Here is a 23,746-nt window from a genome sequence, read left to right as displayed (position 1 = left end):
AGCCTGCCTTGCTCCGTCTCCTCTCCATAGAGAGCGAGCGCTGCCTGAGCAAAGCCGCGGGCGGGCGGCGGGCGCAGCGCCTGTGCGGCGGCGAGCAGCGCAGGGCTCGTGGCTGCGCGCGCAGCGCGCTTCGTGATCTGACTCGTCGCAGTTGTTTGAGCGCAGTGAGCAAAGCGAACGCAGCGAGTTCTGCGACGCAGCCACGAGCCCGAGCAGCACAGCGCAGTCGGCCCGCAGGGCCGACCGCCGCACTGAAGCGAAGCCCGCCGCCCGCCCGCGGCTTTGCTCATCACGCCAAACAACCGCATGACATTGCGGACTGACGGCCCCCAACGAGCCGAGAACAGACAGTCGTTTCATCTCAGGCATGCACCTGCGCCTGTCCCGCCGGCAGCGCCGAACGACGCACCAGGCTCAACACCCGCGCAGCGCGGGCGGGTTCCACGTTCTTCGGCGCCACGGCCGCATACACCTCCGCCAGTTCGCGGGCCACCCGCTCCCAGGTAAACAGGGAGCGCACGCGGCGGATGCCGGCACGACCCAGCGCCTGCGCCAGCGCCGGGTTGGCATGCAGATGCACCAGCCGCTCGGCCAGGGCCTGAGGGTCCTTGGGCGGCACCAGGTAGCCGGTCACGCCGTCGGCCACGGAATGCTGTATGCCGCCGACCGCACTGCCCACCACCGGCGTGCCGCAGGCCATGGCTTCGAGCGGGGTGATGCCGAAGGGCTCGTACCACGGCGTGGTCACGAACACGTCGGCGGCAGCGTAATAGTTGGCCAGTTCGTCGCGCCGCCGCTGGCCGGTGAACGTGACGCGGTCCGTCACGCCGCACTCGTCTGCCACGCCGCGCAGCCGGGCGATCTCCGGCGTCTTGCGGTCGTCGGGGTCGCGCGATTCGCCGCCCACCACGAGCAGCCGCACCCGCATTTCAGGGGGCAGCAGCGCCATCGAGCGAATCACGTTGTCAATGCCTTTGCGCGGCACCAGCCGGCCAAGCTGCAGCACCACGAATTCGTCGTCGCTCAGTCCCAGTGCACGGCGCGCGGCTGCCTTGGAGCCCGGCGAAAACTCGGTCAGATCGACCCCGCAAGGCACGGTCGAGATGGCGCGCGGGTGCGCGCCGTACAGCCGCACCAGATCGGCCTCGTCCTGCGGGCATTCGGCGATGACGCGGTCGGCGCGCCGCACGATGCGTTTTTCGATGGCGATGCGCGCCGGCGGGAAAGCGTCGGCCGCCTTCTGATGCTCGCGGCGCACCAGCCCCAGCGCATGAAACGTCATGACCAGCGGCAGGCCGAACAACTCCTTCAGGCGCATTCCCACGAGGCCCGACATGAAGAAGTTGGCATGCACCACGTCGTAGCGCGCGCTGTGCTGCACGAGCCGGCGCGCCGAGCCGGTGAACGACGGCATGTGCGGGAGCAGCTCTTCCTTGGGCACGAAAGCGGCCGGCCCCGCGTCGATGTGCAACACGCGCAGGCCCGAACGCACGTCCACCGTGCTGGGCAGTTGCGGGTCGTCGCGCCGCGTGAACACGTCGACCTGGTGCCCGGCGCCGGCCAAGCAGCGGGCGACGTTGGCCACGTAGATGTTCTGACCGCCGGCATCGACGCTGCCAACCGTCGCCAGAGGCGACGCGTGTTCGCTGATCAGCGCAATGCGCAGGGGCTCTGGGCACATGGTGAGAGTCGCCGAAGTTTGATGAGCAGCGTTCGGCAAGCCGCGTGCCGAAGCGCTTCTCGCCCGCCGGCGCGAGAAGCGCTTCTCGGCTCGCCGCCTTCGACCGCGCCCGGCCGCGCCGGGCGGCTTGCGGCAACTTCGTTTGCCGGGCGGCAAAAGCTGCCGTGAGGGCGCCAGAGCCAGCGCAAGCTGTGGCAGAGTCACCGAACACAAGACGCGGTTCGAATCCACCGCACCGGAGGGGACACCTTGATGACGGAGAAGCAGCGATCCGCCGCAGCCGAAGGCAGCCGGCCGCTCGCCGTGCCGCGCGCGATCACGCTTCGCTCGCACCTCGTTCGGCTCACCCTGGCCACCTTGCTGCCGGTGATCGCGCTGGCCGTCCTCGGCGCGCTCTTGTTTGCGCAGCACGCCAAGCAGACCTTTGAGCGCGGGGCGCGTGATCGCACCCTGGCGCTGGTGACCGCCGTCGACGCCGAACTCCGCAGCTCGATTTCGGTGCTGGCCGGGCTGGCGCAATCGGCGCACATCGACGCCGGCAATCTGCAGGCCTTCCACGACCAGGCGGCTCGGGTCGCTGCCAGCCGGCCCGACTGGCTCACAGTGAACCTCGCGCCCCCTTCCGGCCAGCAGATCATCAATGTGCTGCGTCCTTATCCGAGCGATCTGCCGTCGATCGCGGAACGCAGCAGCTTCGACCGCGTGCTTGCGACCGGCCGTCCAGCGGTCGGCGACACCGTGTTCGGCAATCTGACCCGACAGATCGACTTTCCCGTGCGCGTGCCGGTGCTGCGCGACGGCCGGGTCGAATACGTGCTGAGCGCGGTCGTGCGGCCGGAGGCGATCACTCAGCTTCTACAGGCGCAGCGCCTGCCTGCGGACTGGATCGGGGCCGTGTTCGACGGCAGCCGGCGCATCGTCGCACGCACGACCGACGCACCCGCCAGCGTGGGACGGCCGGCCGCACCGACGATGCAGGCCGCGCTCGACCGCGGCTCGGAAGGCTGGTTCCTCGGCCGCACGCGCGAAGGCATCAGCATGTACACGCCCTTCAACCGCTCTTCGGTGAGCGGCTGGACGGTCGCCATCGGCATCCCCGAGGGGCAGGTGGACCGCGCGGCCACGCGAGCGATGGGCTTCGTGGCGCTCGGCGCCGTTGCCGCCTTGCTGCTGGCGGTGATGCTGGCCACCCTGTTTGGCCGGCGGCTCGCCCAGCCGATCGCCGAGCTGGCCCACGCGGCGCGCCACCTCGGTGAGTCAGGCCACGAAGAAGGCCACCCGGAAGGCCACGGCATCGACACCGGCACGCCGGTGCGCGAAGTGGCCGAACTCGAGCGCGCCTTCGCGAGCGCAGCGCAAGCCGCCCTCGACAGGGAAGAAACGCGCCAGCGACTCCTCGCCATCACCGGCAACGCCACCGTCGCCTTGTTCGTGATGGACACCCGCCAGCACTGCACGTTCATGAACCCGGCCGCCGAGCAGATGAGCGGCTTTACGCTCGTCGAGCTGACCGGCCGCCCGCTGCACGAAGTCATCCACCACAGCCATGCCGATGGGCGCCCTTACCCGATCGAAGAGTGCCCGATCGATCGCGCCATGCCGCTGAACGACCGGCAGCAGGGCGAGGACTGTTTCATCCACAAGAGCGGGCGCTTCTACCCCGTGGCCTACACGGCCAGCCCCATCCACCAGGACGACGAGAACGGCGTGGCCGTCGGCACCATCGTCGAGGTGCGCGACATCACCGCCCAGAAGGAAGCCGAGGCGGCGCGGCGCGAGCTCCTGGAACGCGAGCAGCACGCGCGCACCGACGCCGAGGAAGCCAATCGCGCCAAGGACGAGTTCCTCGCCATGCTGGGCCATGAGCTGCGCAACCCGCTCAGCGCCATAGGCAACGCCTCGCACCTGCTGGAGCGGGAACCCGGCGGCGAACACGCCGAGCGGGCGCGCGGCGTGATCAGGCGCCAGGTCGACCACCTCGCGCGCCTGGTCGACGACCTGCTCGACGCCGGCCGCGTGGCCACCGGCAAGATCATCGTGGCACGTTCGCCGCTCGATCTGGCCGAACTCGTGCGGCGCACCGTCGCGGTGGTCGGCGCCGACGGCCGGGCCGAGCAGCACCGGCTGAGCGTCGAGCTTGAGCCGGTGTGGGTCGATGGCGACGAGACGCGGCTCGAGCAGGTGGTGAGCAACCTGCTAACCAATGCCCTGCGCTACACGCCGGCCGGCGGCAGCGTGCGCATCGCGCTCGCCGCCGAGAACGCCGAAGCGGTGCTGACGGTGGCCGATTCCGGCATCGGCATCGCACCGGCCATGCTGGAGCGCGTCTTCGACCTGTTCGTGCAGGGCGAGCGCGGCATCGAGCGGCGCCAGGGCGGCCTGGGCATCGGCCTGACCCTCGTGCGCCGGCTGGTCGATCTGCACGGCGGCAGTTGCCGGGCGGCCAGCGCCGGCCCGGACTGCGGCAGCACGTTCACGGTGCGGCTGCCGCGCATCGGCGCGCTGCACCGCACGCCGGAACCGGCATCGCCACCCGTGTCCGGACCGCGCCGCGTGCTGGTCATCGAGGACAACGACGACGCCCGCGAAATGCTCGCCGCCACGCTCGAGCTGGCGGGCCACGAGGTGCTGCAGCGCGCCGACGGCGTCAATGGCGTGGCCGCGGCGTGCGCGCTGCGCCCGGACGCGGCGCTGGTGGACATCGGCCTGCCCGGCCTCGATGGGCACGACGTGGCCCGGCAGATCCGCGCCAGCGACGCCGGCGGCGACATGCTGTTGATCGCCCTGACGGGCTACGGCCAGGACGAGGACATGCGCAAGGCGCTGCAGGCCGGCTTCGATGCGCACCTCGCGAAGCCGGCCGATGCCGACCGGCTGCTGCACCTCATCGCGGCAGGCCGCGGCTCTTCAGCGGGCGGAGTTCGGTGCGAATGAAGCGGCTCGGGAATCAGCGCAATGCGCTGTTGCGGGAGGCCGCATCGCCGAGCGCCGTGGCCGTGCTGCTGTCGCGCAGGCTCGCCGGGCTGCCGTCTGCGGGGCCAGGCGCCGTGTCTTCGCGATAGCCGGGCCGCTCCTGCGGCTCTACCTGCGAGGCGATGTGGTGGGCATCGACCGGCACGCCGCCGCCCTCGCCTTCCCAAGTCTGCAAGTGTTCGGGTTTGGCGGCCGGGCGCGACGAGAGCGCCTGCGAGCGGCGAAAGCCGGCGTAGCAGCCGGCGGCCAGGGCGCCCAGCGCCATGGTGATGGCGAGTTTGCGATTGCGCATGGAATCTTTCCGAAGTTCGAGCGGGCTCCAGCATGGCACGCCCGGGCGCCGGCGTCGGTGGCGCGACACACCGCTGGCGGGTGCGTGAGGCCCCCCAGTAGCCATCGGGCGCCCGCCCATCAATCCCAGTACGGTATCGATCCGTAGTGGCGATGCACGTCACGGTGCCACTGAGCATCGGGCGTGCTGGGCCAGTGTTGCTTGTCGAAGGCCGGGGCGGTGTCGAAAGTCGAACGCTCGGCGTCGAGGATCAGCCAGCCGCGTTCGACGTTCAGTTCGAGCGCGCTCCATGGCAGCGCGAACAGGCGCTCGCCCAAGCCCATGAAACCGCCATAGGCCATGACCACGTAGGCGATGCAGCCGCGGTCGACGTCGAGCAGCAGTTCGCTCACCGTGCCGAGCAGTTCGCCGCCGCGGTTGACGACCCGGTCGCCGCACAGCGTGCCTGCGCTCATCAGACGCTCACCAGGGCCGTTGGGCCGCTGCGGCGACCGCGCCGCACCGTGGGCGCGGTCGGTTTGCGGGCTCGATGTGGTCGCCATCGCCATCGCCAGCAGTGGTCGGGCGATGCCGAAGCGGCTCACGGCCACGCTCGGCAAGCCGGCGCAGCACGGCCCGGCCCTCTTCGATCGGGTCTTGTGTCGACAGGCGAAGGATTCATGGAGAGCTCCAGGATGACAAGGCGCGCGTCTCGCCGCACCGTTTCAAGAAGCCTCAGCAATCTGCATTCCCGTACGTCAGCCCACCGATGCTGCGGGTTTCGCCGCGCCGGCGTGCAGCAGCGAACCGAGGCGTGGGTTCGGCTGGTTCGGCATGCCACCCATTTCCAGCTTCGGGTGCTTTTCTTGCCTATGGCCCGACATGACGTTCCCACGGCCCGACCGATTCAAACTCCGCTGGCCCACCGCATCGCTCGGCATCTGGCTCGTGGCGGTGGTTCTGCTCGCCACGCTGCCGATCACCGGACTGATGGCCTGGCAGCTCGCCAAGACGGCGCACACAGCGCAGGAGCGCGTCAACGACGAACTGAAGCTCGCGGCGCACTCGGTGGCCGACGCTGTCGAGCGCGAGCTCGCCGCATCGGTCGATGCGCTGGAGAGCCTCGGTCATTCCGACGCCCTGCAACGCGGCGACGTGGCGCAGTTCCAGCGCACCGTTGCCACGCATCCGCAGCAGCGGCCGGGCTGGATGAGCATCTACCTCATCGACCGCGAGGGCGCCCTTCTGTTCGATACGCGAGAGCCGGCCCTGCGCCCGGACCAACGCCAAGCCGACCCGCTTGGCCTGGAGCGCGTGCTGCAAGCCCGCGAAGCTCAGATCTCCAACCTCGTGACCGGGCGCTTCCCGGGCGCCAATGCAACCGCCATCGAAGTGCCGGTCCTGGTGAACGGCGCACCCCGCTACGTGCTCGGCGCGTGGATCGACGCGGCGGTCTGGCAGCAACTCATCGAAACCGGCAGCGGCACGGTCGGCAGCTTCACCAACCTGTTCGACCGCAACAACCGGCTGATCGCCCGCACGCTCTCGCCGAGCACCAGCGTCGGCAAGCCGCTGCCGGCCGGCACGGCGGCCACCATGCGCAGCAAGCTCTCCGGGGTGAAGCGCGTGGCCATGCTGAACGGCGGCGAAGCCTATGCCGCCTGGCGCCAGGTGCAGCTCGCGCGCTGGGGAGTGAGCGTCGCCGTGCGCGCCGAGCCGCTCGACCGCACTCACCGCGAGGCGCTGAACACGGCCATCGCCATCGCCCTGGTCTGCCTGATGCTGGGCATCGGGCTGGCCTTGCTCCTGGCGCGGCGCATGACACGGCCGCTGCACCGGCTGGTCAGCCATGGCGCGGCAACGCCTTTCGAGCCGATTGCCGTGCGCGAGATCGCGCAGCTGCGCGATTCGCTGCTGTTCGCGAAGGCGCAGGACGCTCTGGCCCGCGACCGGCTGCGCGCCAAGGCCGACGAGTTCGAGACCTTGTTCGAGAGCAGCCCCGTCGGGCTGGCCTTCGCGCAGGACCCGCAATGCCGCGTGGTGCTTCACAACGCCGCGATGAGCCGGCTGTTCGGCGACTCGACGGCGCCGCAGGCCGCCGCGGTGCAGGTGCTGCAGCAAGGCCGCCTGCTCGGCCACGCCGAGCAGCCACTGCAGGTGGCGGCCGCCGAAGGCAGCACGATCAGCGACTGCGAACTCGAGATCCGCATCGAAGGGGCCGAGCCCCGGTTCGTGATCGCGCACGCCTTGCCGCTGCTCGATGCCCAGGGACGCCCACGCGGCGCCATCGGAGCGGTGGTCGACATCACCGAGCGCATGCGCGCCGAGGCGCGCCTGATGGAAGCCGACCGGCGCCTGCGCGAGAGCCAGCGCCTGGTCGATCTGGCCCAGGAAGCGGGCCATGTCGGCTTCTTCCACTACGAGTTCGAACGCGACGCCCTGGCCTGGACGCCCGGGCAGGCGATGCTGTTCGGCCTGGACAAGACGCCGCCTTTCGAAAGCAGCCTGGGCGACTGGGTGCAGCGCATCGACGCCGAAGACCGCGGCCCGGTGCAGGACACGCTGCGCGCGATGCTCGCCGCGAAGCAGGAGAACGAGACGGTCGAATTCCGCGTCGCGCTGCCCGGCGGCCATTTGCGCTGGCTGTCGAGCCGCCTGCTGATGAGCTACGACAGCCGCGGCCGGCCCGAACAGATGGTCGGCGTGAGCGTGGACATGACCGACCAGAAGGACGCCGAGCGCGAGCGGGCGCTGCTCATCGAGAGCGAGCGCGCCGCGCGCCTGCTGGCCGAGCAGGCCAGCCGCGCGAAAGACGAATTCCTCGCCATGCTCGGCCATGAACTGCGCAACCCGATGAGCGCCATCGGCTCGGCGGTCGAACTGCTCAACCGCGTGGACGCGGGCAGCGAGGTGGGCGTGAACGCGCGCAACATCATCGAGCGCCAGACCCGCCACCTGGCCCGCCTGCTCGACGATCTGCTCGACGTGGGGCGCGTCATCTCCGGCAAGATCCTGCTGTCCAAACACGCCATGGACCTGTGCACGCTGGTGCAAAGGCAGGTCGCCACGCTGCAGATGAGCGGCGTTTTCGAGAAGCACGATCTGCAGCTCGACCTGCAGGAGGCCTGGACGCTCGCCGATGCCACGCGCATCGAGCAGGTGATCAGCAACCTGCTCACCAACGCTGCGAAGTACACGCCCACCGGCGGGCGCATCGAGGTCGGCGTGCGGGTCGAAGGCGACGTGGCGCTGCTCGAAGTGCGCGACACCGGCGTCGGCATTCCGGCGGAGCTGTTGCCGCGCATCTTCGACCTGTTCGTGCAGGGCGAACGTTCGCTCGACCGCCGCGCAGGCGGGCTCGGCGTGGGCCTGACGCTCGTGCGCCGGTTGGTCGAACTACACGAAGGCCGCATCGAAGCGGAAAGCTCGCCCGACGGCAGCGTGTTCCGCGTTCGCCTGCCGGGCATCGCCGCGCCCGTGCGAGCCGCCCCGAGTGCTGCGCTGCCACCCTCGCGGCGGCGTCGCATCGTGGTGGTGGAAGACAACGAGGATGCGCTCGAAGCACTGCGCGGTCTGCTCGAGCTCGACGGTCACACCATCTCCACTGCGCGCGACGGCGAGCAAGGCCTGGCGGTGGTGCTCGACGAAAGGCCCGACGTCGCCATCGTCGACATCGGCCTGCCCCGACTGACCGGCTTCGAAGTCGCCCTGCGCAGCCGCGCTGGCGGTTACGCCGGACAGATGATCGCCGTGTCGGGCTACGGCCAGGGCAGCGACGTGGAGCAGGCGCTGAAGGCCGGGTTCGACGCGCACCTGGTCAAGCCGGTGGATGCGGAGGCCTTGCGCAAGTTGCTGGTGCACGGCTGAGCACAAGACGAGATCATCGACGCGGTCGCGGGCCTTTCGGCCAAGTCGAAGGCATACCCGTGGCAGGCGCACGCGCGCGGTCTGGTGGCTCACCTGGTGCTGGGCACGGCCACCGAGCTCGCTCTCAACGCAATGGAATCGCCGGGGCGCGCCGAGCGCCCGGCTCGCCTTATCTCGATCACTGGACCAAGCCGCACCCGATGAAGATTTCGGCAAACGGGTCGTCGTGACCACCGGCGCGTCGAGCGGCATCGGCAGCGCGACGGCGCTTGTCACGCCTTTGCGCTAGGGCGAGAGCCGGCCGGAATCCTCGTCCTCCGCATCGTCCACGCCGTCCTCGTCTTCGTCTTGCGCATCCGCCGCCAGAAGATCCAGGTCATCGCCCTCGCCGCGACGGGCGCTGCCGTCGGCGAGCAGGTCTTCGTGCGCACTGCTCTCCCCGGTCATGCCACCCGGATCGCTGACGATGCTGTCGGGCGCGATGTCGGCCGCCTCGCGCCGGCCGGCATCGCCCGCCGCACTGCGCCGCTCGCCTGTGCCTGTGTGATCGCTGTCGGCGCCAGGCGAGAACGCATCGGCCACGGTGTCCGAACGCCGGCTGTCCGGATCGGTTGCTACATCGACGGGCACGCCGGGATCGCCCTCGTCCAGATCGCCGAGGCCGGCCACATCGCTGCCGCTGTCGGAGGTGTCGCTGGGGCCGAGGTCGGCCGCGTCGTGGCCGCGGGGTGTGGAAGGGGCCCGGGTGGTGCCGAGCAGGCTGCTGGTGGCCATGTGAACTGCTCCTTGTGAGTGGTCCCGGCTGCGGACGTTGCTCGCCCCGGCGAACCCCTTGCGGCAAGCGATATGCCGGCGCGCTATCTCGCCCCGAACGCCTGCGTCCAGTAGATGGTCGCGGCGCTGGCCGGCTCGACGGCATACGCGGCGCCCATCTCGGTAAAACGGCCGCTCATGATGTTGCTGCAGTGGCCCGGGCTCGCAAGCCAGCTGGCCATCACCTGCCCGGGCGACCCCTGCCCGGCAGCGATGTTTTCGCCGACGGCGCGCCAGCCATAGCCTTCACGCCGGGCCCGGTCGCCGACCTGCGTGCCGCCCTGGCCTTCGTGCGCGAAATAATTGCGGCTGGCCATGTCGCGGCTGTGGGCCAACGATGCCGCCGCGAGCTCCGCGTTCCATTGCACGGGCGCCGCCGCCTCGAAGCGCTCATCCCCGCAGACCCGCGGCTCGGCACGCGCGTCGTTGACGAGTTCGAGGATGCGCCGTCCTGCCGCTCGCCAGTCACCCAGATCCGGCGACAAGACCGGCTGCGCGAGCACGACGCGCCAGCGCGGGCCCTCGCGCGCAACCCCGATCTCCGAATACAGCGGGCTCGACAAGACGCTGCAGTAGCGCTGCTCGAGCAGCCTCATGGCCGCCTGCGCATCGCCCGGCCCGGCCAGCGTGATCAGCACCGACCGGGACGCGGCATACCCCGCCGCTTTCAACGCATCCTGCAACTCGGCCCCCGCGCTCGCGGGCACGCTGGCCAGCACGGGTGCGGGAGCCAGCGGTCCGGCCATGGCGGTGCGCTGGCCTTCGCAGTCCTGCGGCGAACTGCGATGGGCATTGATGAGGCCGACCAGCGCGCCTGCATCCTGAGCTTGCGCCGCCGCGGCGGAGACGCCGGCGCCGAAGCACAAGGCGGCGACCGCCAGCGCTTCAGCCCGCTTCCACATAGGCCGCATGAAGCTGCGCCGGCATGATTGCCCGGGAATGGACGAGCTGCAGCGCGCGGAGTTCGGTGAAGCCATGTTCGGATGCTTTTCGCCATCGGCAATGCGCACAGCCAAGCACGCCGCGCGCCCGGTGTCGGGTATGCACCTTGCCACTTTCGCTGCAGTGCGGCTGAACGGCTCGCACGCTCACCTTTCAAAAGGAGGTCCCGATGAACCAGTCCAAGAACACCCCGTCGTCCAACCCGCAAAGCGGTCAGCAAGACCAGTCCGGACAAGGCTCCGGGCGCGAAGGCGGCGAGGCCGGCCGGGCCGGCGCAATGCAGCAGGGCGACAGCCAGACCGGCCAGAGCGGTCAGCAAAAGCAGGGCATGCAAAGCGGCAGCCGGCAGCAGGACGTCAGCGGTACGAGTGGGCAAGGTCAGCAGGACCTGCAGCAAGACAACCCCGCCGGACGAGGCGGCCAAGCCGGGAAGCAGCAGCAACCGGGCGGGCAATCCGGCCTGCAGACGGGTGGCGCCTCGGCTCAGGAGGACGATTCCAACCGCACCGGCCTGAGACGGCCGGCGGGCGGCTCGCCGAATACACCGAAGCAGTAAGAGCAAGGCGGTGAGCTAGCACGCCTCGCTCACTGCTTGTCTCATCGGTGCAGGCCTCGCTAGAGCGTCGGCGGCCTTTTGCGCGGTTTTTGCGATTCGCCCGATTTCAACTTGATGACGCTTATCTGCCCGTCGCTTTCCATGAAGGCCTTCTTCACACCAGACCAATCCTCCATGCCTTGCCGCCGCAGTTCTGACTTCAGCTCTTCCACCGACAGCCGCTCGCGGCGCAAGTTGCGGCCCTGCAATTGCCCGTCGCGCACGAGCAGCAGAGGCGACGGCTCGACAATGCTGCGCACACGGTCGAAGCGAAAAGCCGCCCAGTCGAGCAGGTAGTTCCAGCCTGCGATGGTGGCCACAAGGATGAAGCCGTCGGTGATCGATTCGTAGCCGCCGGCCATCGCGTTCTGAGCGGCGTCGGCAATCAGCACGAGCAGCAGCACGTCGGCGATGCCGATCGAGCCGACGTCGCGGCGCATCACGAAGCGAAACAGCACGAACAGGAACCAGTACATCGCGCTGCCGCGAATCATCAGTTCGAGCGGTGGGACCGACAGGCTAAACAGCTCGGCGATGTCGAGGGCCATCACGGCAACTCAGCGGCGATGGAGATCCGCCGCTGAACGGGGCTCAGCCTTGCTGCCGTGTGAGAGTCAGCCGGTCGGAGTCGTAACCCTTGAGCCGTGCGTGATCGACCAGGCGCTGGTAGCGCTCGCCCGCCAGAAACGGCGCTCGCGAGAGCAGCCACAGGTGCTTGCGGTCGGGCGTGCCCACCAAAGCGCTTTCGTAGTCGGCATCGACGTGCAGGATCCAGTAGTCGGCCCACACGAAAGGCAGAAAACGCATCCACTCCGGCGCGAAGCTCACCTCGAGCTTGGCAGGATCGTCGGGGTCGGTCATGCGAGCCTCGCCCTGCACCACTGCCGCGCTGCCGTCTTCGCGCAGGCACTGGTTGATGACCGCGATGCCGTCGTTGTTCAGCAGGTAGGTGGCCGACACGTCGCTCTCGCATTTGGCCTCGCTACGCAAGGGCATGCGGGCGATCTCGAACCAGCGGCCGGTGTAGCGAGGCAGGTCGAGGTTCGTGGCGGTGGAAGGATCGGGCGCGGAGGCGGTGGCTTTCAAGCCGGCCAGAAGCGGCAGGCCGATGCTGACCAACGACAGCATTTGCGGACTGATCCGCTGGCGCAGCGACACCGGCAACAACGGCCAGGCCATCGTCATCAGCCGCGTGAACATGATCGGCCGGCGACGGGTGGCGCCCGCCAGCGCTGCGGCGCCCAGGCCGGCGCGAGCCAATCCTGGTCGGCTGCCCCGCTTGGCGCCGCGAAACAGCAGAAACAGCCCCGCCACGGCGCCCACGCCGATGGCGACACTGCGTCCGGCATGAGCTTTGACTCGCCTCACCGCCCCCTGCGTGCGATCACGAACGCGGCGGTCGCGGTCGATCACGGCGAGTTCGGCGGCATCGATTTGTTCGTCGAGGTCGAGCACCCCGGCGTCGGCGGAGGCAGCGTTCATGGCATCGGCCTCGGTTCGGGTTGGGGCGTCATGGGAGTGCTTGTCGGACCCGGCTGCACAAAGGCCGGCGCACTCGCACTCGCACCCGGCGGCGCCGGCGCGGGCGGTGGGGGCGGCACGGTAAGGCGGCGCATGGTCGCCGGCAGCTTGAGGAACTTTACGAGCGCAAGGGCGCGTTGGACGAGCACGAAGGCAACACCTAGGTTGAGCACGAGCACGATGACCCACGCCCAACCCCACGGCATGCCGAAATGGATCGCGGCTGCCGCCAGGCCGATCCACAGGGCCAGCCAGGCGGTGAAGCCGAGCACCGCCGCAGCAACGCCCAGGGCGATCATCTGGCCGAGCGCGAGGCCCGCGCGTTTCAACTCGAGCGAGAGCAGGTGGACCCGGTCGCTGACCAGCCCCGGCAGATCCTTGATGAGCGCGCGCAGCATCTGCAGCACGCTCTCGCCCTCGCCGCTGCGCGCGGCCTCCGGCGGCGCCGCGCTCATGGCCCGGCCCGTCCGGCCACCCGCAGGGCGCGCGATGCGGCCGCGGGAAGCCTCGAGTGAAGTGAACGGGCGCGCATCGGTTTAACGCGACAGGCGGCTGAGCAACATGCCGACCGCGACAGCGGCAGCCAGCGAAGCCAGCGGGTGCTCGCGCACCGTGGTACGGGCGCTCTCGACCCACTCTTCCTGCATGGCGGTGAGCTGGTCCGCGCGGTCGTGCATCTGCCCGCTGGCGCCGTCGATACCGTTGCTGAAGCGATCGACCAGGGGAGCGGCCTTGGCGGCGAGCGTATCGACCGCCTGGTGCGCGCTTTGAACCACGCGCTCCATGCGCTCGTTGCGGCCCATGCTGTCCGAATTGCCCATCGAGTTGCTGCTGCTGCCGCTGCTGCCCGCGCCGCTCGTCGCTCCGCCGCCCGAGCCGCTGCTTGTGGCGCCGGAGCCGCTGCCGATGCTGCTCCCGGTGAGGCTGCTGCTACCAGGGGTCGATCCGGTGGAGGAAGTGGAAGACGTCGGGGACGTGGACGAAGTGGGGAACGGCGTCTGGGTGGTGGCCATGTGATCTCCTGATGTGTTGGGTGTTTGAAGTGCGAAACCGATCATGCCGGCTCGCACTGGATGCGAAGTCAACAGTAAGTCTTGCCGCAAGCCTTGCGGCTGGCGGCTCGGGCGTGATCAGCGGGCGCTGCCGCGGCGGAACAGGTTGACGATGGCCAGCAGGATCACCGCTCCGATCAGCGAGACGAGTAGCGCGCCGATGCTGAAGGCGCCATCGTTGATGGAGGGCAAACCGAGCAGCGGCGAAATAAGCCAGCCACCCAGAGCCGCACCGACGATGCCGACCACGACGTTGAGGAACATGCCTTGTTGCCCGTCCGTGCGCATGATCATGCTGGCAACCCAGCCGATGATGCCGCCGACGATCAGCCAAACGATGAGGTTGATCATGGTGAGCTCCTTGAGTTGAGATTGATCGGGAGTCGCACCGCCAATCGACGCGCTCCGCAGCGACCCAGAGGCAAGTACTGTGCCGACGGTCGCTTCGTTAGCGCTCCATCCCGGCGCTACAGCCGGCACAGTGCCCTGCGGATCGCACATTGCGCGCCGCTTTGCGAGGGCGCGGTGCGCGCCCGGCGCTTCGCTGCCGTTTTGTGCTTGTTGCAGCAACGAGGCGCTTCGCGCGCTATCCTTGCTGGGTGCCGGTGCGCCTCGCGCGTACCGGGCCGGCATGCTTGCGCCCGTCGCCGTCCGCGCAGTACGACGAGCACGAGCCGGCCGGATCGCAACCGCGCAACTCCCGCTGTTCCCATTTGCCGAAGCGGCAAGCGAGATGCTCCTCCTTGCTCGCCGCCCCCGAGGAAAAAGACCTTGAGTCATGCCCTGATCGTCGAAGACGAGCCCGACGCGGCCGAAATGATGGCCGCGCTGATCGCCACCGAGGATTTCACGGTGGCGACTGCCAACACGCTGCGCGACGCGCGGCGCCAGATCGCGCTGCAGCAGCCCGACATCGTGCTGCTCGACCTGCAGTTGCCCGACGGCAGCGGCATGGAACTGTTCGAGGACGCCGAGCTGATCGCCCACTCGGAAGTTGTGCTGATCACCGGCCACGCCAGCCTGGAGACCTCGATTCAGGCGCTGCGCCTGGGCGCCGCCGACTACCTCATCAAGCCGGTCAACATCAAGCAGCTGCAGGGCATCCTGTCGCGCGTGATGCGGCCTTCGGCGCTAAAGGCCGAGCTGCAGACACTCACCAAGGAGTGGGAAAAGACCGGCCACTTCGGCCAGCTCTGGGGCCGCTCGGCGCCCATGCAGCGCATCTACGAACAGGTAGCGCGCGTGGCCGGCACGGCGGTGTCGGTGTTCATCACCGGCGAGAGCGGCACGGGCAAGGAGGTCGTGGCGCAGACGGTGCACGATCTGAGCCGGCGCCGCAAGCGCCCCTTCCTCGCGGTGAACTGCGGCGCCATCTCGCCCAACCTTATCGAAAGCGAAATCTTCGGCCACGAGAAAGGCAGCTTCACGGGCGCCGAGCGCCAGCACCAGGGCTTCTTCGAGCGAGCCCATGGCGGCACCCTCTTCCTCGACGAGATCACCGAGATGCCGCTCGACCTGCAGGTCAAGCTGCTGCGCGTGCTCGAGACCGGCACCTTCATGCGCGTGGGCTCCACGACGAGCCAGCAGTCCGACGTGCGCGTCATTGCCGCCACCAACCGCCTGCCTGACCAGGCCGTGGCCTCGGGCAAGCTGCGCGAAGACCTGATGTACCGGCTGAACGTGTTCCCGATCGACATGCCGCCGCTGCGCGACCGCGGCGAAGACGTCGGGCTGCTTGCCGAGCATTTCCTCCACGAGGTCTGCCAGCGCGAAGGCCAGAACAAGCGCTTCACGCCAGCCGCGCTGCAGCGCCTGTCGCGCTACCGCTGGCCGGGCAACGTGCGCGAACTGCGCAACGTGGTGCAGCGCGCCTACGTCATGGCTGCGGCCGAAACCATCACCGACGAATGGCTGCCCAACGAGTCGGCGGGCGCCGGCAGCAACGGCGGCGCCGTGCAGGACATCGGCGGCGCGGCATCGATCCGCCTGCCGCTCGGCACCTCGCTGGCCGCGGCGGAACGGCTCCTGATCCTGGCGACCTTGGCGCACTTCAACAACCACAAGGAGCGCACCGCGGCCGTTCTCGGGGTGAGCCTGAAGACGCTCTACAACCGGCTCAAGGAATACGCCAGCGAAGACGAGTCCAGCGACGAGGCGACGCCCGAGCGCTGAGGGCTTGCTCCCTCTCCCTCAGGGAGAGAGCGGGGGTGAGGGCTCGTCGGAACGCCCGGCGCCCCGGTTCTTTCCCGAAGGGGCGAGGAGCGGAAGAACCGCATCCCGTCGCAATTCGGACCACGGCGGTAAATCTGCCGGCAGCAACTGCCGGTAACGGCGCCGGCACGGCAGCAATGACGGGCCGGCGTTCTTGCGTCCGCCTAGCAGGGCGGCAGCGGTTTCGCCGCTCGCCTGCCCCGCTTGCGCCGTTCTGCAACAAACCGGTGGTCCAAAAGAAAAACGGCTGAGCACCGCTGCGACAGGCTCCCCCTCATTCAGGGGGCGACCCCCTAGAACGGCGCCTCGCTTGCCCTTCTTGCAGGCCGAAACCCCAGACGTCCTGCCGATCGACGCCTCGCCTCTGCTGCGAGGGGCAACCCGGGGCTGGGTTCGAAGGCTCCTTACGCCGTGCGCGGCGTGCCCGACCGACCTACCTTCTGGAGACCACCATGCCCTCTCACGTTAATGCCCGCCGATCCGGTCGCCTCGCGCTGACCGCCACAGCGCTCGCGCTGGCCGCCATCGGCACCAGCGCCCTGGCCTCGAGCCACCGCGAAGCGCCCTTTCTCGCCATGAGCGGCCGCGCCGTCGACGGCACCGACCTCTACATGTTCCGCAGCTACGAAGGGGGCCGCCAGGACTATGTGACGGTGATCGCCAACTACATCCCCTTCCACGATCCGCAGGGCGGGCCGAACTTCTACCAGTTCGACCCGGACGCGGTCTACGAGATCCACTTCGACAACAACGGCGACGCCAAGGAAGACCTGACCTTCCAGTTCCGTTTCGACAGCACCTCCAAGTCGACGGCGCTCTCGGTCGGCGGCAAGCAGATCAAGATCCCGGTCATCAACTCGGGGCCGATCGACAGCGTGAACCCGGACACGCTCAACGTGCGAGAAACCTACAGCATCGACGTGGTGCGCGGCGACCGCCGTTCCGGCGAGCGCGGCCAGGTGACCCAGGCGGGCGGCGGCGAGGTGTTCGACAAGCCGGTCGACAACATCGGCACCAAAAGCTTCCCCGGCGGCTACGAGGCCTACGCCGACCTGCACATGTACGACGTCGCCATCCCCGGCTGCGGCAACGGCCGCGTGTTCGTCGGCCAGCGCCAGGAGCCCTTCTACATCGCGGTGGGCAAGATCTTCGACCTCATCAACCTCGACCCCCTCGGCCCGGAAGTGGGAGGCAACCCGAACGACCTCGAGTTCAAGAACATCAGCTCGGTGGTGATGGAGCTGCCCATTGCGTGCGTGGCCTCCGCCGGCGATCCTGTGGTCGGCGCCTACACCACATCCAGCCTTCGCCAGGGCCGGCTGCTCAATCCATCCCCGCCCTCGCGCATCGGCGCTGCGGCGATCTACGCCGGCCCGCTGGCGCAGGTCTCGCGGCTGGGCATGCCGCTCGTCAATGAGGTGATCATCGGCCTGGAAGACAAGGACCGGTTCAACGCCTCCAAGCCGATGAACGACACCGCCTTCCTGGACTATGTGACGAACCCGGCCTTGCCGGCGTTCATCGAGTCGCTGTTCCCGGTTCAGGCGCCCACCAACTTCCCGCGCACCGACCTCGTGACGGCCTTCCTGACCGGGCTCGAAGGCGTCAACCAGCCGCAGAACGTGGTGGCTTCGGAGATGCTCCGGCTGAACACCTCGATCCCCGCCAACCTCGGCACGCAGAACCCGCTCGGCGTGGCCGGCGGCGACAACGCCGGCTTCCCGAACGGGCGCCGGCCGGGTGACGACGTGGTCGACGTGTCGCTTCGCGTAGCGATGGGCGCGCTGTGCGTACTGACCGGTGCCGAGGACACGCTCAACGTCGGCTGCACGCCGGCGGATGCGCCCTCCGGCGGGCTGGCCTTCACCGACGGCGTGCGCCGCACGGCCGCCGAATTCCCGAACGCGTTCCCTTACCTGAACACGCCGATCCCCGGCTCGTTCAACGACTGAAGGGGCACGCCATGACCCAGCACTCTCACAACCGACCGGCCGGCTGGACGGCCGCCACGCTGCTCGCAGCGACCGTTGCCCTTTCCGCCTGCGGCGGCGGGGGCGGCGGTGGCAGCGGCAGCAATGGCGGTGGCACCGCCGGGCCTTCGGAGCCCGGTGCCACCGTGCCCGACAGCGCCATGTCCTCGACTGCCAACCTGCTGCGTTTCATGAGGTCGTGGGCGGTGGACGACACCATCGAGCCCTACGCCCTCAGCGACCAGCCGCCGCCCCGCGACGAGGGCGATGCGGTGTCGGTCAACTGAAGCCTGCTTTCGACGCACGCACTCATGCACCGACATCACTGTTCAAGAACAAGGAGTTTTCATGAAATTCAAACCTCTGGCACTGGCCGCAGCGGTCGCGCTGCCGTCGTCGCTCGCCTTCGGCGCGGACCTCTCGCAAACGCTGGTACTCACGCCCGACAACGGCTCGTTCTCGGCAGGCTTGACGGCCACCCACCTGGAAAGCGCCTTCTTCGTCGATACCTTCAGCTTCGAGCTGCCCGCCATGCAGACGGGCACGGTGACGGCGGAGTTCTTCTCCACCGATCCCAATCTCGATCTGCTCTTCGGCTTCCTCGAAGGCGAGGGCTACTTTTTCGACGGCTTGCCGGGCGCGCAGACGGCTTCGGTCACGGTACCCGGTCTCAGCGGGCTGCAGACCGTGAGCGTGTCCGGCACGGCAGGTGATGCGTTCGGTCCGCCGACCTCGCTTTCGGCCAGCTACACGGGCAGCATCACTTTCACGCCGGATGCGGTGGGCGTGATCCCCGAGCCCGAGACCTACGCGCTGATGCTGGCCGGCCTGGGCCTCGTCGGCTTCATGGCGCGCCGCCGCGGCAAGGCTTGAAGACTAGCGTCTGAAGAAAGCTCAGCGAGCCTGCGGCTCGCTGAGCGGCGCTTCTTCGGCGCTGTCTCTGACGAGTGGCGCGAAGTCGGTCACGTCGGGCAAGTCGGCACGCCAGCAGACGAGCCGGTTGCGCCCGCTCCGCTTTGCGGCGTAGAGCGCCATGTCGGCACGGCGCAGCAGCGTTTCGTGCGGCCCGCTTTCCAGGTCGGCCACGCCGATCGACACCGTTACCGTGTCGAGGGCACGCTCGTCGTGTGTCAGGTGCAGCGCAGCAATCTGCTCGCGCAAATGCTCGAGCCGAGCACTGCTTTCTTCCAGGCGGGCATTCGGCAGCAGCACCGTCAGCTCCTCGCCACCGACGCGGCAGGCCGTGTCGTAGGAGCGTACGAAGCCGAGCAGTTCGTGCGCCACAGCCTTGATAACCTCGTCGCCGGCCTCGTGACCGAAGGTGTCGTTGAAGGTCTTGAAGTGGTCGATGTCGAACAAGGCCAGCACCAAGTTGCCCCCGGACCGTTCGGCACGGCTGATTTCCAGCGCCATCACCTGATCGAAGTGACGGCGGTTGAAAAGCCCCGTCATCGCGTCGCGCACCGCCTGCTCGCGCAGCGACACGCGCAGGTCTAGGTTGACGAGCGACAGCTCGAGCGCATGGGACAGCGTCTCCCCGGCCCAGGTTGCGGTGGCCAGGGCATCTTCATCGAGCGGCGCGTGGGTCACGAGGTGCAGCAGCACGGGCGGCTGCGATGGCGCCATCAGCGGCACGCAGATCGCGTGCGTCATGCCAGGGGGAAGCTGCGAGCCGCTGCCGAAGTGGCCGCACACGGGGCTGACGCGCCGGGTCGCACCGTCGGCGCCGGTCACGTGCACGCGGTTGCGGCGCACCGCCCAGCAGTCGGCCGCCTTGCCGCGCTCGGTCTCGAAGAACTCGCCCCATCGCGCCGCGATGCCGGCGCTGCCGTCGTCGTCGGCCACGCAGATCGCGCCGTCCCAGCGCGGGAACAAAGCCGGGCCGCCTTGCGCGATCACGTCCAGGCCCTGGCCGCGCGTTTCGCACTGCTGCAGCAGTTCGGTGAGCTGTTGCAGGCTCTCCATGAAACGCTGGCCGGCGCTCATGGTCCTGACCAAGTTCTGCAGGTCGTCGCTGCGCGCCTGAGGTTGCGGCTCGACGGCCGCACCGTGCGGCTCGTGCAGCGGTGCCCAATAGCCGAGGGCCACACGCTGGTCCTGCGCAACCGGATCCACGCGCAACTGCAGCAGGCGCCGTTCGCCACTGCCGCCGGCCACTCGCAACTCGCAGGCCTGCGCAAGGCCCGGCTCGGCTCGGGCCTGCTCGACGCAGGCCGCCAACGTCGCGTGGTCTTCGGTGTCGATCCACGCGAGTAGCGTTTCGCCCGACATGCGGCCGTCCGCAACCGGCGCCGGCATTTCCTCGCCGAACGCCAGCGACAGCCCGTTTGCAGGGGCCGTGTACGACTGCGCCTGGGAACTGCCCGACAGATCGGGTCGCAAACGATAAGGCGGCTCGAGCCCGAAACCGAAGCGGCGCACCGGGCCACTGGCAAAGAGCGCGTGCTCGTTGTGCAACGCCTGCTCGGCCTGCCGCAGGGCCTGCTCGGCACTGGCTCGCGCCGCGCTCAGCGTGCGCTCGCGCGCTGCCTGTGCATGGCTCGCGGCCAACGCCCGCTCGCCTTCCAGCCGTTCCAGGCGCTGAGCCAGTTCCACATTGGCGCGTCGCAACACGAGCAGTTCCGCGTGTCGGCGTTGCCGCCGCATGCGCAGGCGCAGGACGCCGAAGACCAACAGCGCCAGCAGCAGTGCAAGGCCGGAACCCACGCCCCATGACACCGCCGCGGTGCTGTCGCCCGGAAGCGCTGCGGCGCAAACGCCCTCAACCGCACTGCCAAACGCCAGCCCCGCTACGAGCCGCGGGCATCGCCCGGGAAGGCGCGGGCCTTGCTTCAGCCGGCCAGAGATCGGCTCAGCCGCGGTCGGCGGGCATCCGGATGTCGATGGCCATTGCGCCTCTTGAGAACCCCGCACGCCGTCCCCCAAATTAAATTGCGTCATGAGGCAAGCGGTGTACCACGCCAGCGGATGCGGTCGAGAGCGGCACGACGGGGCGAATGCCGCGAGCCGGACACCGAGCCGCGCGCCGCGCGAAGATGGGTGCCTGCAGGCAACCCGAGCCCTGGCGCCGAACGACCTGCCCGCGACGAACCAAAGGACCTGCCATGACCTCCCCGCTTCCCGTCCGAACCGAGCGCGACAGCCTCGGCGAAGTGAGCGTTGCCGCCGATGCGCTCTACGGCGCGCAGACCCAGCGCGCCATCGACAACTTCCGCCTGAGCGGCGAGCCGATGCCGCGGCGCCTGATCACGGCGCTGCTGCTCGTCAAGGCCGCGGCGGCGCGCGCCAACCAGCAGTGCAACAGCATGGAGCCAGCACTCACCGAGGCCATCGAGCAGTCCTGCGAGCAGCTACTCGCAGAGGACGGCGAAAAAGCGGGCTTCATGACGCACTTTCCGATCGACGTGTTCCAGACCGGCTCGGGCACCAGCTCTCACATGAACGCCAACGAGGTCGTCGCCACTCTGGCGGCACGCCGCCTCGGCAAGCCGGTGAGCGCGAACGACGACGTCAATCGCGCGCAAAGCAGCAACGACGCCATTCCCTCGGCGATCCACATCGCCGCCGCGCTGGCGCTCATGCACGAGTTGCTGCCGGCGCTGGACCGTCTGCACGCCGTGCTGCGCGAGCGTGCGCCGGGCCTGCGAGAACATGTCAAGACCGGTCGCACCCACCTGATGGACGCGATGCCGGTACGCCTGGACCAGGTGCTCGGCGGCTGGGCCAGCCAGATCGAGGCGGACATCGCCCGGCTGCGCGAGCAACTGCCCGCGCTGCTGCGCCTGGCGCAGGGCGGCACGGCGGTGGGCACCGGCGTGAACGCGCCTCCCGAATTCGCGGCCCTGTTCTGCGCGGCGCTGAACGCACGCACCGGCCTGGCCTTCGAGCCCGCGCCCGACTTCTTTGCCGCGATGGGCGCGCAGGACACGGCCGCATCGCTTTCGGGCCAGCTCAAGACCTGCGCGGTCAGCCTGATGAAGATCGCCAACGATCTGCGCTGGATGAACTCGGGCCCGCTCGCCGGCTTGGGCGAGATCGAACTGCCGGCGCTGCAGCCGGGCTCGTCGATCATGCCCGGCAAGGTCAACCCGGTCATTCCGGAAGCGGTGGCGATGATCGCGGCCCAGGTCATCGGCAACGACACCACCGTCACCATCGCTGCGCAGTCGGGCAACTTCGAGCTCAACACCATGCTGCCGGTCATTGCACGCAACCTGCTGGAAAGCATCGTGCTGCTGGCCAACGGCAGCCGCGCGCTGGCCGACAAGGCGATCGCCGGCTTTCGCGTGAACGACGCCCGGATGCACGAGAGCCTGGCGCGCAACCCGGTGCTGGTGACAGCGCTCAACCCCATCGTCGGCTACGCCAAGGCGGCCGAGATCGCCAAGACCGCCTACCGCGAAGGCCGACCGATCCTCGACGTGGCCGACGAGCTCACCGACCTCGGCCGCGAGCGGCTGGCCGAGCTGCTCGACTCGGCGCGGCTCACGCACGGAGGCCTGTGACGCAGCCGTTGCCCGCGCCCCGATTGCTCTGAACGGCGCGGGACTGCATTGCTGGGCCAGCCCAGCTTGCCGCAGTGTGGCGTAGTGCTCGGTTGAGCCTGGACGGGTCATCCGTCCAGGCTCAGCGCCGTCTACCCTCGCACGACCCGCCGAAAGCGGGGTTTGTCATTCCACGCTTCTTGAAGGCGCAGAGATCCGAAAACCATGAAGATCAACTTCGTCTTGCCCACAGTCAACATGAGTGGCGGTATTCGCGTCGTCGCAATCTACGCGCGAATGCTTGCACAACGCGGGCATGACGTGGTGCTGGTTTCGCCGCCGCAGGCAGTCAAGCGCGCATCGCTCAAGGCCCGCCTCCGGCAGCTGGTCGCTTGGCGCCGACCGACCGCGGCCGGGCCCACCAAATCTCACCTCGACGACTCAGGTCTCGACCACCGGATCCTGGAGCAATGGCGGCCCGTGCAAGACGGCGACCTTCCGGACGCCGATGTCGTCATCGCGACATGGTGGGAGACAGCCGAGTGGGTCGCCGCGCTCGCCCCCGCCAAAGGCAAGAAAGTGTATTTCGTGCAGGGCCACGAGGTGTTTCCGTGGCTGCCGCAGGAGCGCTGTCGCGCGACTTACCGCTTGCCGCTGCGCAAGATCGCCGTGGCGCGCTGGCTCGCCCGCGTCATGCACGAGGAGTACGAGGACGCCGCCGTGCACGTCGTGCCCAACAGCGTCGACCACGACCAGTTCTTCGCCCCGTTGCGTAGCAAGCAGAGTCGCCCCACGATCGGTTTCCTTTGCTCGAACGTCCCGATCAAGGGCATGGACGTCGCGCTCCACGCGATCGAGCTGATCCGCAAGCGCCTGCCGGATCTGCGTGTGCTGTCGTTCGGGAATCACCGATCCGCGCAAGCCTTGCCGCACTTTATCGAGTTCGCATTCGATCCCCCGCAGGACCGACTTCGCGATCTCTACGCGGCCTGCGACGTGTGGCTTACCGCCAGTCGCAGCGAAGGCTTCAACCTGACGGCGATGGAGGCGATGGCGTGCCGCACGCCGGTGGTATCGACACGCACCGGCTGGCCGGAAGAGTCGCTGATCAACGGCATCAACGGCGCCTGCGTGGCAATCGACGATGCCGAGGGCCTGGCCGCCGAGTCGACGAGCCTGCTCGAACTGCCCGACGCGTCGTGGCGCCGCGTCTCGCAAGCCGCATTCGACACGGTCAGCGCATGCTCATGGGAAAAGTCGGCTGATCTATTCGAATCGGCTCTGGCCGATATTGCTCACGTGCATTCCATCGCCGATGAGCCAGCAGCCGCGTAGGAACACCGCTCGTCGGCACCAGCGGACGCGC

Annotated in this window: 21 protein-coding genes; 10 read left to right on the top strand and 11 right to left on the bottom strand. The window is 68.9% G+C overall.

Going from position 1 to position 23,746, the window contains the following annotated elements; translation table 11 throughout:
• Nucleotides 1-361: 361 nt before the first annotated feature.
• Nucleotides 362-1,681: a glycosyltransferase family 1 protein gene (locus H0W40_RS04725; protein ID WP_292443755.1), complete on the bottom strand. Its 1,320-nt coding sequence runs from the start codon at nucleotides 1,679-1,681 to the stop codon at nucleotides 362-364.
• 252 nt (nucleotides 1,682-1,933) lie between these two features.
• On the opposite strand from H0W40_RS04725, the gene H0W40_RS04720 reads away from it, so the two are divergent.
• The gene (locus H0W40_RS04720; protein ID WP_292443761.1) at nucleotides 1,934-4,615 is read left to right on the top strand and encodes an ATP-binding protein; all 2,682 of its coding nucleotides are present in this window, start codon (nucleotides 1,934-1,936) and stop codon (nucleotides 4,613-4,615) included.
• Nucleotides 4,616-4,628: 13 nt separating this feature from the next.
• Here H0W40_RS04720 and H0W40_RS04715 read toward each other — a convergent pair whose 3' ends face one another.
• Nucleotides 4,629-4,946, bottom strand: a complete 318-nt coding sequence (locus tag H0W40_RS04715; protein WP_292443753.1) for a hypothetical protein — start codon at nucleotides 4,944-4,946, stop codon at nucleotides 4,629-4,631.
• Nucleotides 4,947-5,065: 119 nt separating this feature from the next.
• Nucleotides 5,066-5,530, bottom strand: a complete 465-nt coding sequence (locus tag H0W40_RS04710; protein ID WP_292443751.1) for a PRC-barrel domain-containing protein — start codon at nucleotides 5,528-5,530, stop codon at nucleotides 5,066-5,068.
• Between the two features lie 277 nt (nucleotides 5,531-5,807).
• On the opposite strand from H0W40_RS04710, the gene H0W40_RS04705 reads away from it, so the two are divergent.
• Nucleotides 5,808-8,792, top strand: coding sequence for an ATP-binding protein (locus H0W40_RS04705; protein ID WP_292443749.1), 2,985 nt, complete (start codon nucleotides 5,808-5,810; stop codon nucleotides 8,790-8,792).
• Nucleotides 8,793-9,077: 285 nt separating this feature from the next.
• Here H0W40_RS04705 and H0W40_RS04700 read toward each other — a convergent pair whose 3' ends face one another.
• Both H0W40_RS04700 and H0W40_RS04695 read right to left on the bottom strand, forming a co-directional pair.
• Nucleotides 9,078-9,566: a hypothetical protein gene (locus tag H0W40_RS04700; protein ID WP_292443747.1), complete on the bottom strand. Its 489-nt coding sequence runs from the start codon at nucleotides 9,564-9,566 to the stop codon at nucleotides 9,078-9,080.
• 83 nt (nucleotides 9,567-9,649) lie between these two features.
• Nucleotides 9,650-10,516 (bottom strand): CAP domain-containing protein, encoded by an 867-nt coding sequence (locus tag H0W40_RS04695; RefSeq protein WP_292443746.1) that lies wholly within the window; start codon nucleotides 10,514-10,516, stop codon nucleotides 9,650-9,652.
• A 200-nt stretch (nucleotides 10,517-10,716) separates the two neighbouring features.
• On the opposite strand from H0W40_RS04695, the gene H0W40_RS04690 reads away from it, so the two are divergent.
• Nucleotides 10,717-11,103: a hypothetical protein gene (locus H0W40_RS04690; protein ID WP_292443744.1), complete on the top strand. Its 387-nt coding sequence runs from the start codon at nucleotides 10,717-10,719 to the stop codon at nucleotides 11,101-11,103.
• Between the two features lie 59 nt (nucleotides 11,104-11,162).
• Here H0W40_RS04690 and H0W40_RS04685 read toward each other — a convergent pair whose 3' ends face one another.
• From H0W40_RS04685 to H0W40_RS04670, 4 genes are all read right to left on the bottom strand, one after another.
• Nucleotides 11,163-11,690 carry a DUF421 domain-containing protein gene (locus H0W40_RS04685; protein ID WP_292443742.1) on the bottom strand — a complete coding sequence of 176 codons (528 nt, stop codon included), beginning with the start codon at nucleotides 11,688-11,690 and terminating at the stop codon, nucleotides 11,163-11,165.
• A 43-nt stretch (nucleotides 11,691-11,733) separates the two neighbouring features.
• Nucleotides 11,734-12,624 carry a lipocalin family protein gene (locus H0W40_RS04680; protein WP_292443740.1) on the bottom strand — a complete coding sequence of 297 codons (891 nt, stop codon included), beginning with the start codon at nucleotides 12,622-12,624 and terminating at the stop codon, nucleotides 11,734-11,736.
• Nucleotides 12,621-13,118, bottom strand: a complete 498-nt coding sequence (locus H0W40_RS04675) for a phage holin family protein (protein ID WP_292443738.1) — start codon at nucleotides 13,116-13,118, stop codon at nucleotides 12,621-12,623. Before H0W40_RS04675 ends, H0W40_RS04680 begins: the two co-directional genes overlap by 4 nt.
• Before the next feature lie 81 nt (nucleotides 13,119-13,199).
• The gene (locus tag H0W40_RS04670) at nucleotides 13,200-13,484 is read right to left on the bottom strand and encodes a hypothetical protein (RefSeq protein WP_292443736.1); all 285 of its coding nucleotides are present in this window, start codon (nucleotides 13,482-13,484) and stop codon (nucleotides 13,200-13,202) included.
• Here H0W40_RS04670 and H0W40_RS04665 point away from each other — a divergent pair.
• Nucleotides 13,465-13,680 (top strand): hypothetical protein, encoded by a 216-nt coding sequence (locus H0W40_RS04665; protein ID WP_292443734.1) that lies wholly within the window; start codon nucleotides 13,465-13,467, stop codon nucleotides 13,678-13,680. The genes H0W40_RS04670 and H0W40_RS04665 overlap by 20 nt on opposite strands.
• A 113-nt stretch (nucleotides 13,681-13,793) precedes the next feature.
• On the opposite strand, the gene H0W40_RS04660 is transcribed toward H0W40_RS04665, so the two are convergent.
• Nucleotides 13,794-14,063, bottom strand: a complete 270-nt coding sequence (locus H0W40_RS04660; RefSeq protein WP_292443760.1) for a GlsB/YeaQ/YmgE family stress response membrane protein — start codon at nucleotides 14,061-14,063, stop codon at nucleotides 13,794-13,796.
• Between the two features lie 423 nt (nucleotides 14,064-14,486).
• On the opposite strand from H0W40_RS04660, the gene H0W40_RS04655 reads away from it, so the two are divergent.
• The 4 genes from H0W40_RS04655 to H0W40_RS04640 all read left to right on the top strand — a co-directional run bounded on the left by H0W40_RS04655 (nucleotide 14,487) and on the right by H0W40_RS04640 (nucleotide 18,769).
• Nucleotides 14,487-15,887: a sigma-54 dependent transcriptional regulator gene (locus H0W40_RS04655; protein ID WP_292443732.1), complete on the top strand. Its 1,401-nt coding sequence runs from the start codon at nucleotides 14,487-14,489 to the stop codon at nucleotides 15,885-15,887.
• A 491-nt stretch (nucleotides 15,888-16,378) separates the two neighbouring features.
• A complete protein-coding gene (locus tag H0W40_RS04650; protein ID WP_292443730.1) occupies nucleotides 16,379-17,878 on the top strand; it encodes a DUF4331 domain-containing protein in 1,500 nt (499 codons plus the stop codon).
• An 11-nt stretch (nucleotides 17,879-17,889) separates the two neighbouring features.
• Nucleotides 17,890-18,183 carry a hypothetical protein gene (locus H0W40_RS04645; protein ID WP_292443728.1) on the top strand — a complete coding sequence of 98 codons (294 nt, stop codon included), beginning with the start codon at nucleotides 17,890-17,892 and terminating at the stop codon, nucleotides 18,181-18,183.
• A gap of 61 nt (nucleotides 18,184-18,244) precedes the next feature.
• Complete coding sequence (locus H0W40_RS04640; RefSeq protein WP_292443726.1) at nucleotides 18,245-18,769, top strand: FxDxF family PEP-CTERM protein; 525 nt, start codon at nucleotides 18,245-18,247, stop codon at nucleotides 18,767-18,769.
• Nucleotides 18,770-18,790: 21 nt separating this feature from the next.
• On the opposite strand, the gene H0W40_RS04635 is transcribed toward H0W40_RS04640, so the two are convergent.
• Entirely contained in the window at nucleotides 18,791-20,602 is a 1,812-nt protein-coding gene (locus H0W40_RS04635) for a GGDEF domain-containing protein (protein WP_292443724.1), read from the bottom strand.
• 398 nt (nucleotides 20,603-21,000) lie between these two features.
• On the opposite strand from H0W40_RS04635, the gene H0W40_RS04630 reads away from it, so the two are divergent.
• Entirely contained in the window at nucleotides 21,001-22,401 is a 1,401-nt protein-coding gene (locus H0W40_RS04630; protein WP_292443723.1) for a lyase family protein, read from the top strand.
• 204 nt (nucleotides 22,402-22,605) lie between these two features.
• The gene (locus H0W40_RS04625) at nucleotides 22,606-23,715 is read left to right on the top strand and encodes a glycosyltransferase family 4 protein (protein ID WP_292443721.1); all 1,110 of its coding nucleotides are present in this window, start codon (nucleotides 22,606-22,608) and stop codon (nucleotides 23,713-23,715) included.
• Nucleotides 23,716-23,746 lie beyond the last annotated feature (31 nt).

The sequence above is a fragment of the Methylibium sp. genome (assembly GCF_013817345.1).
Lineage (GTDB): Bacteria > Pseudomonadota > Gammaproteobacteria > Burkholderiales > Burkholderiaceae_C > Methylibium.
Note: the sequence above shows the minus strand (reverse complement) of the source record. Positions and strands in the feature narration are given on the sequence as shown.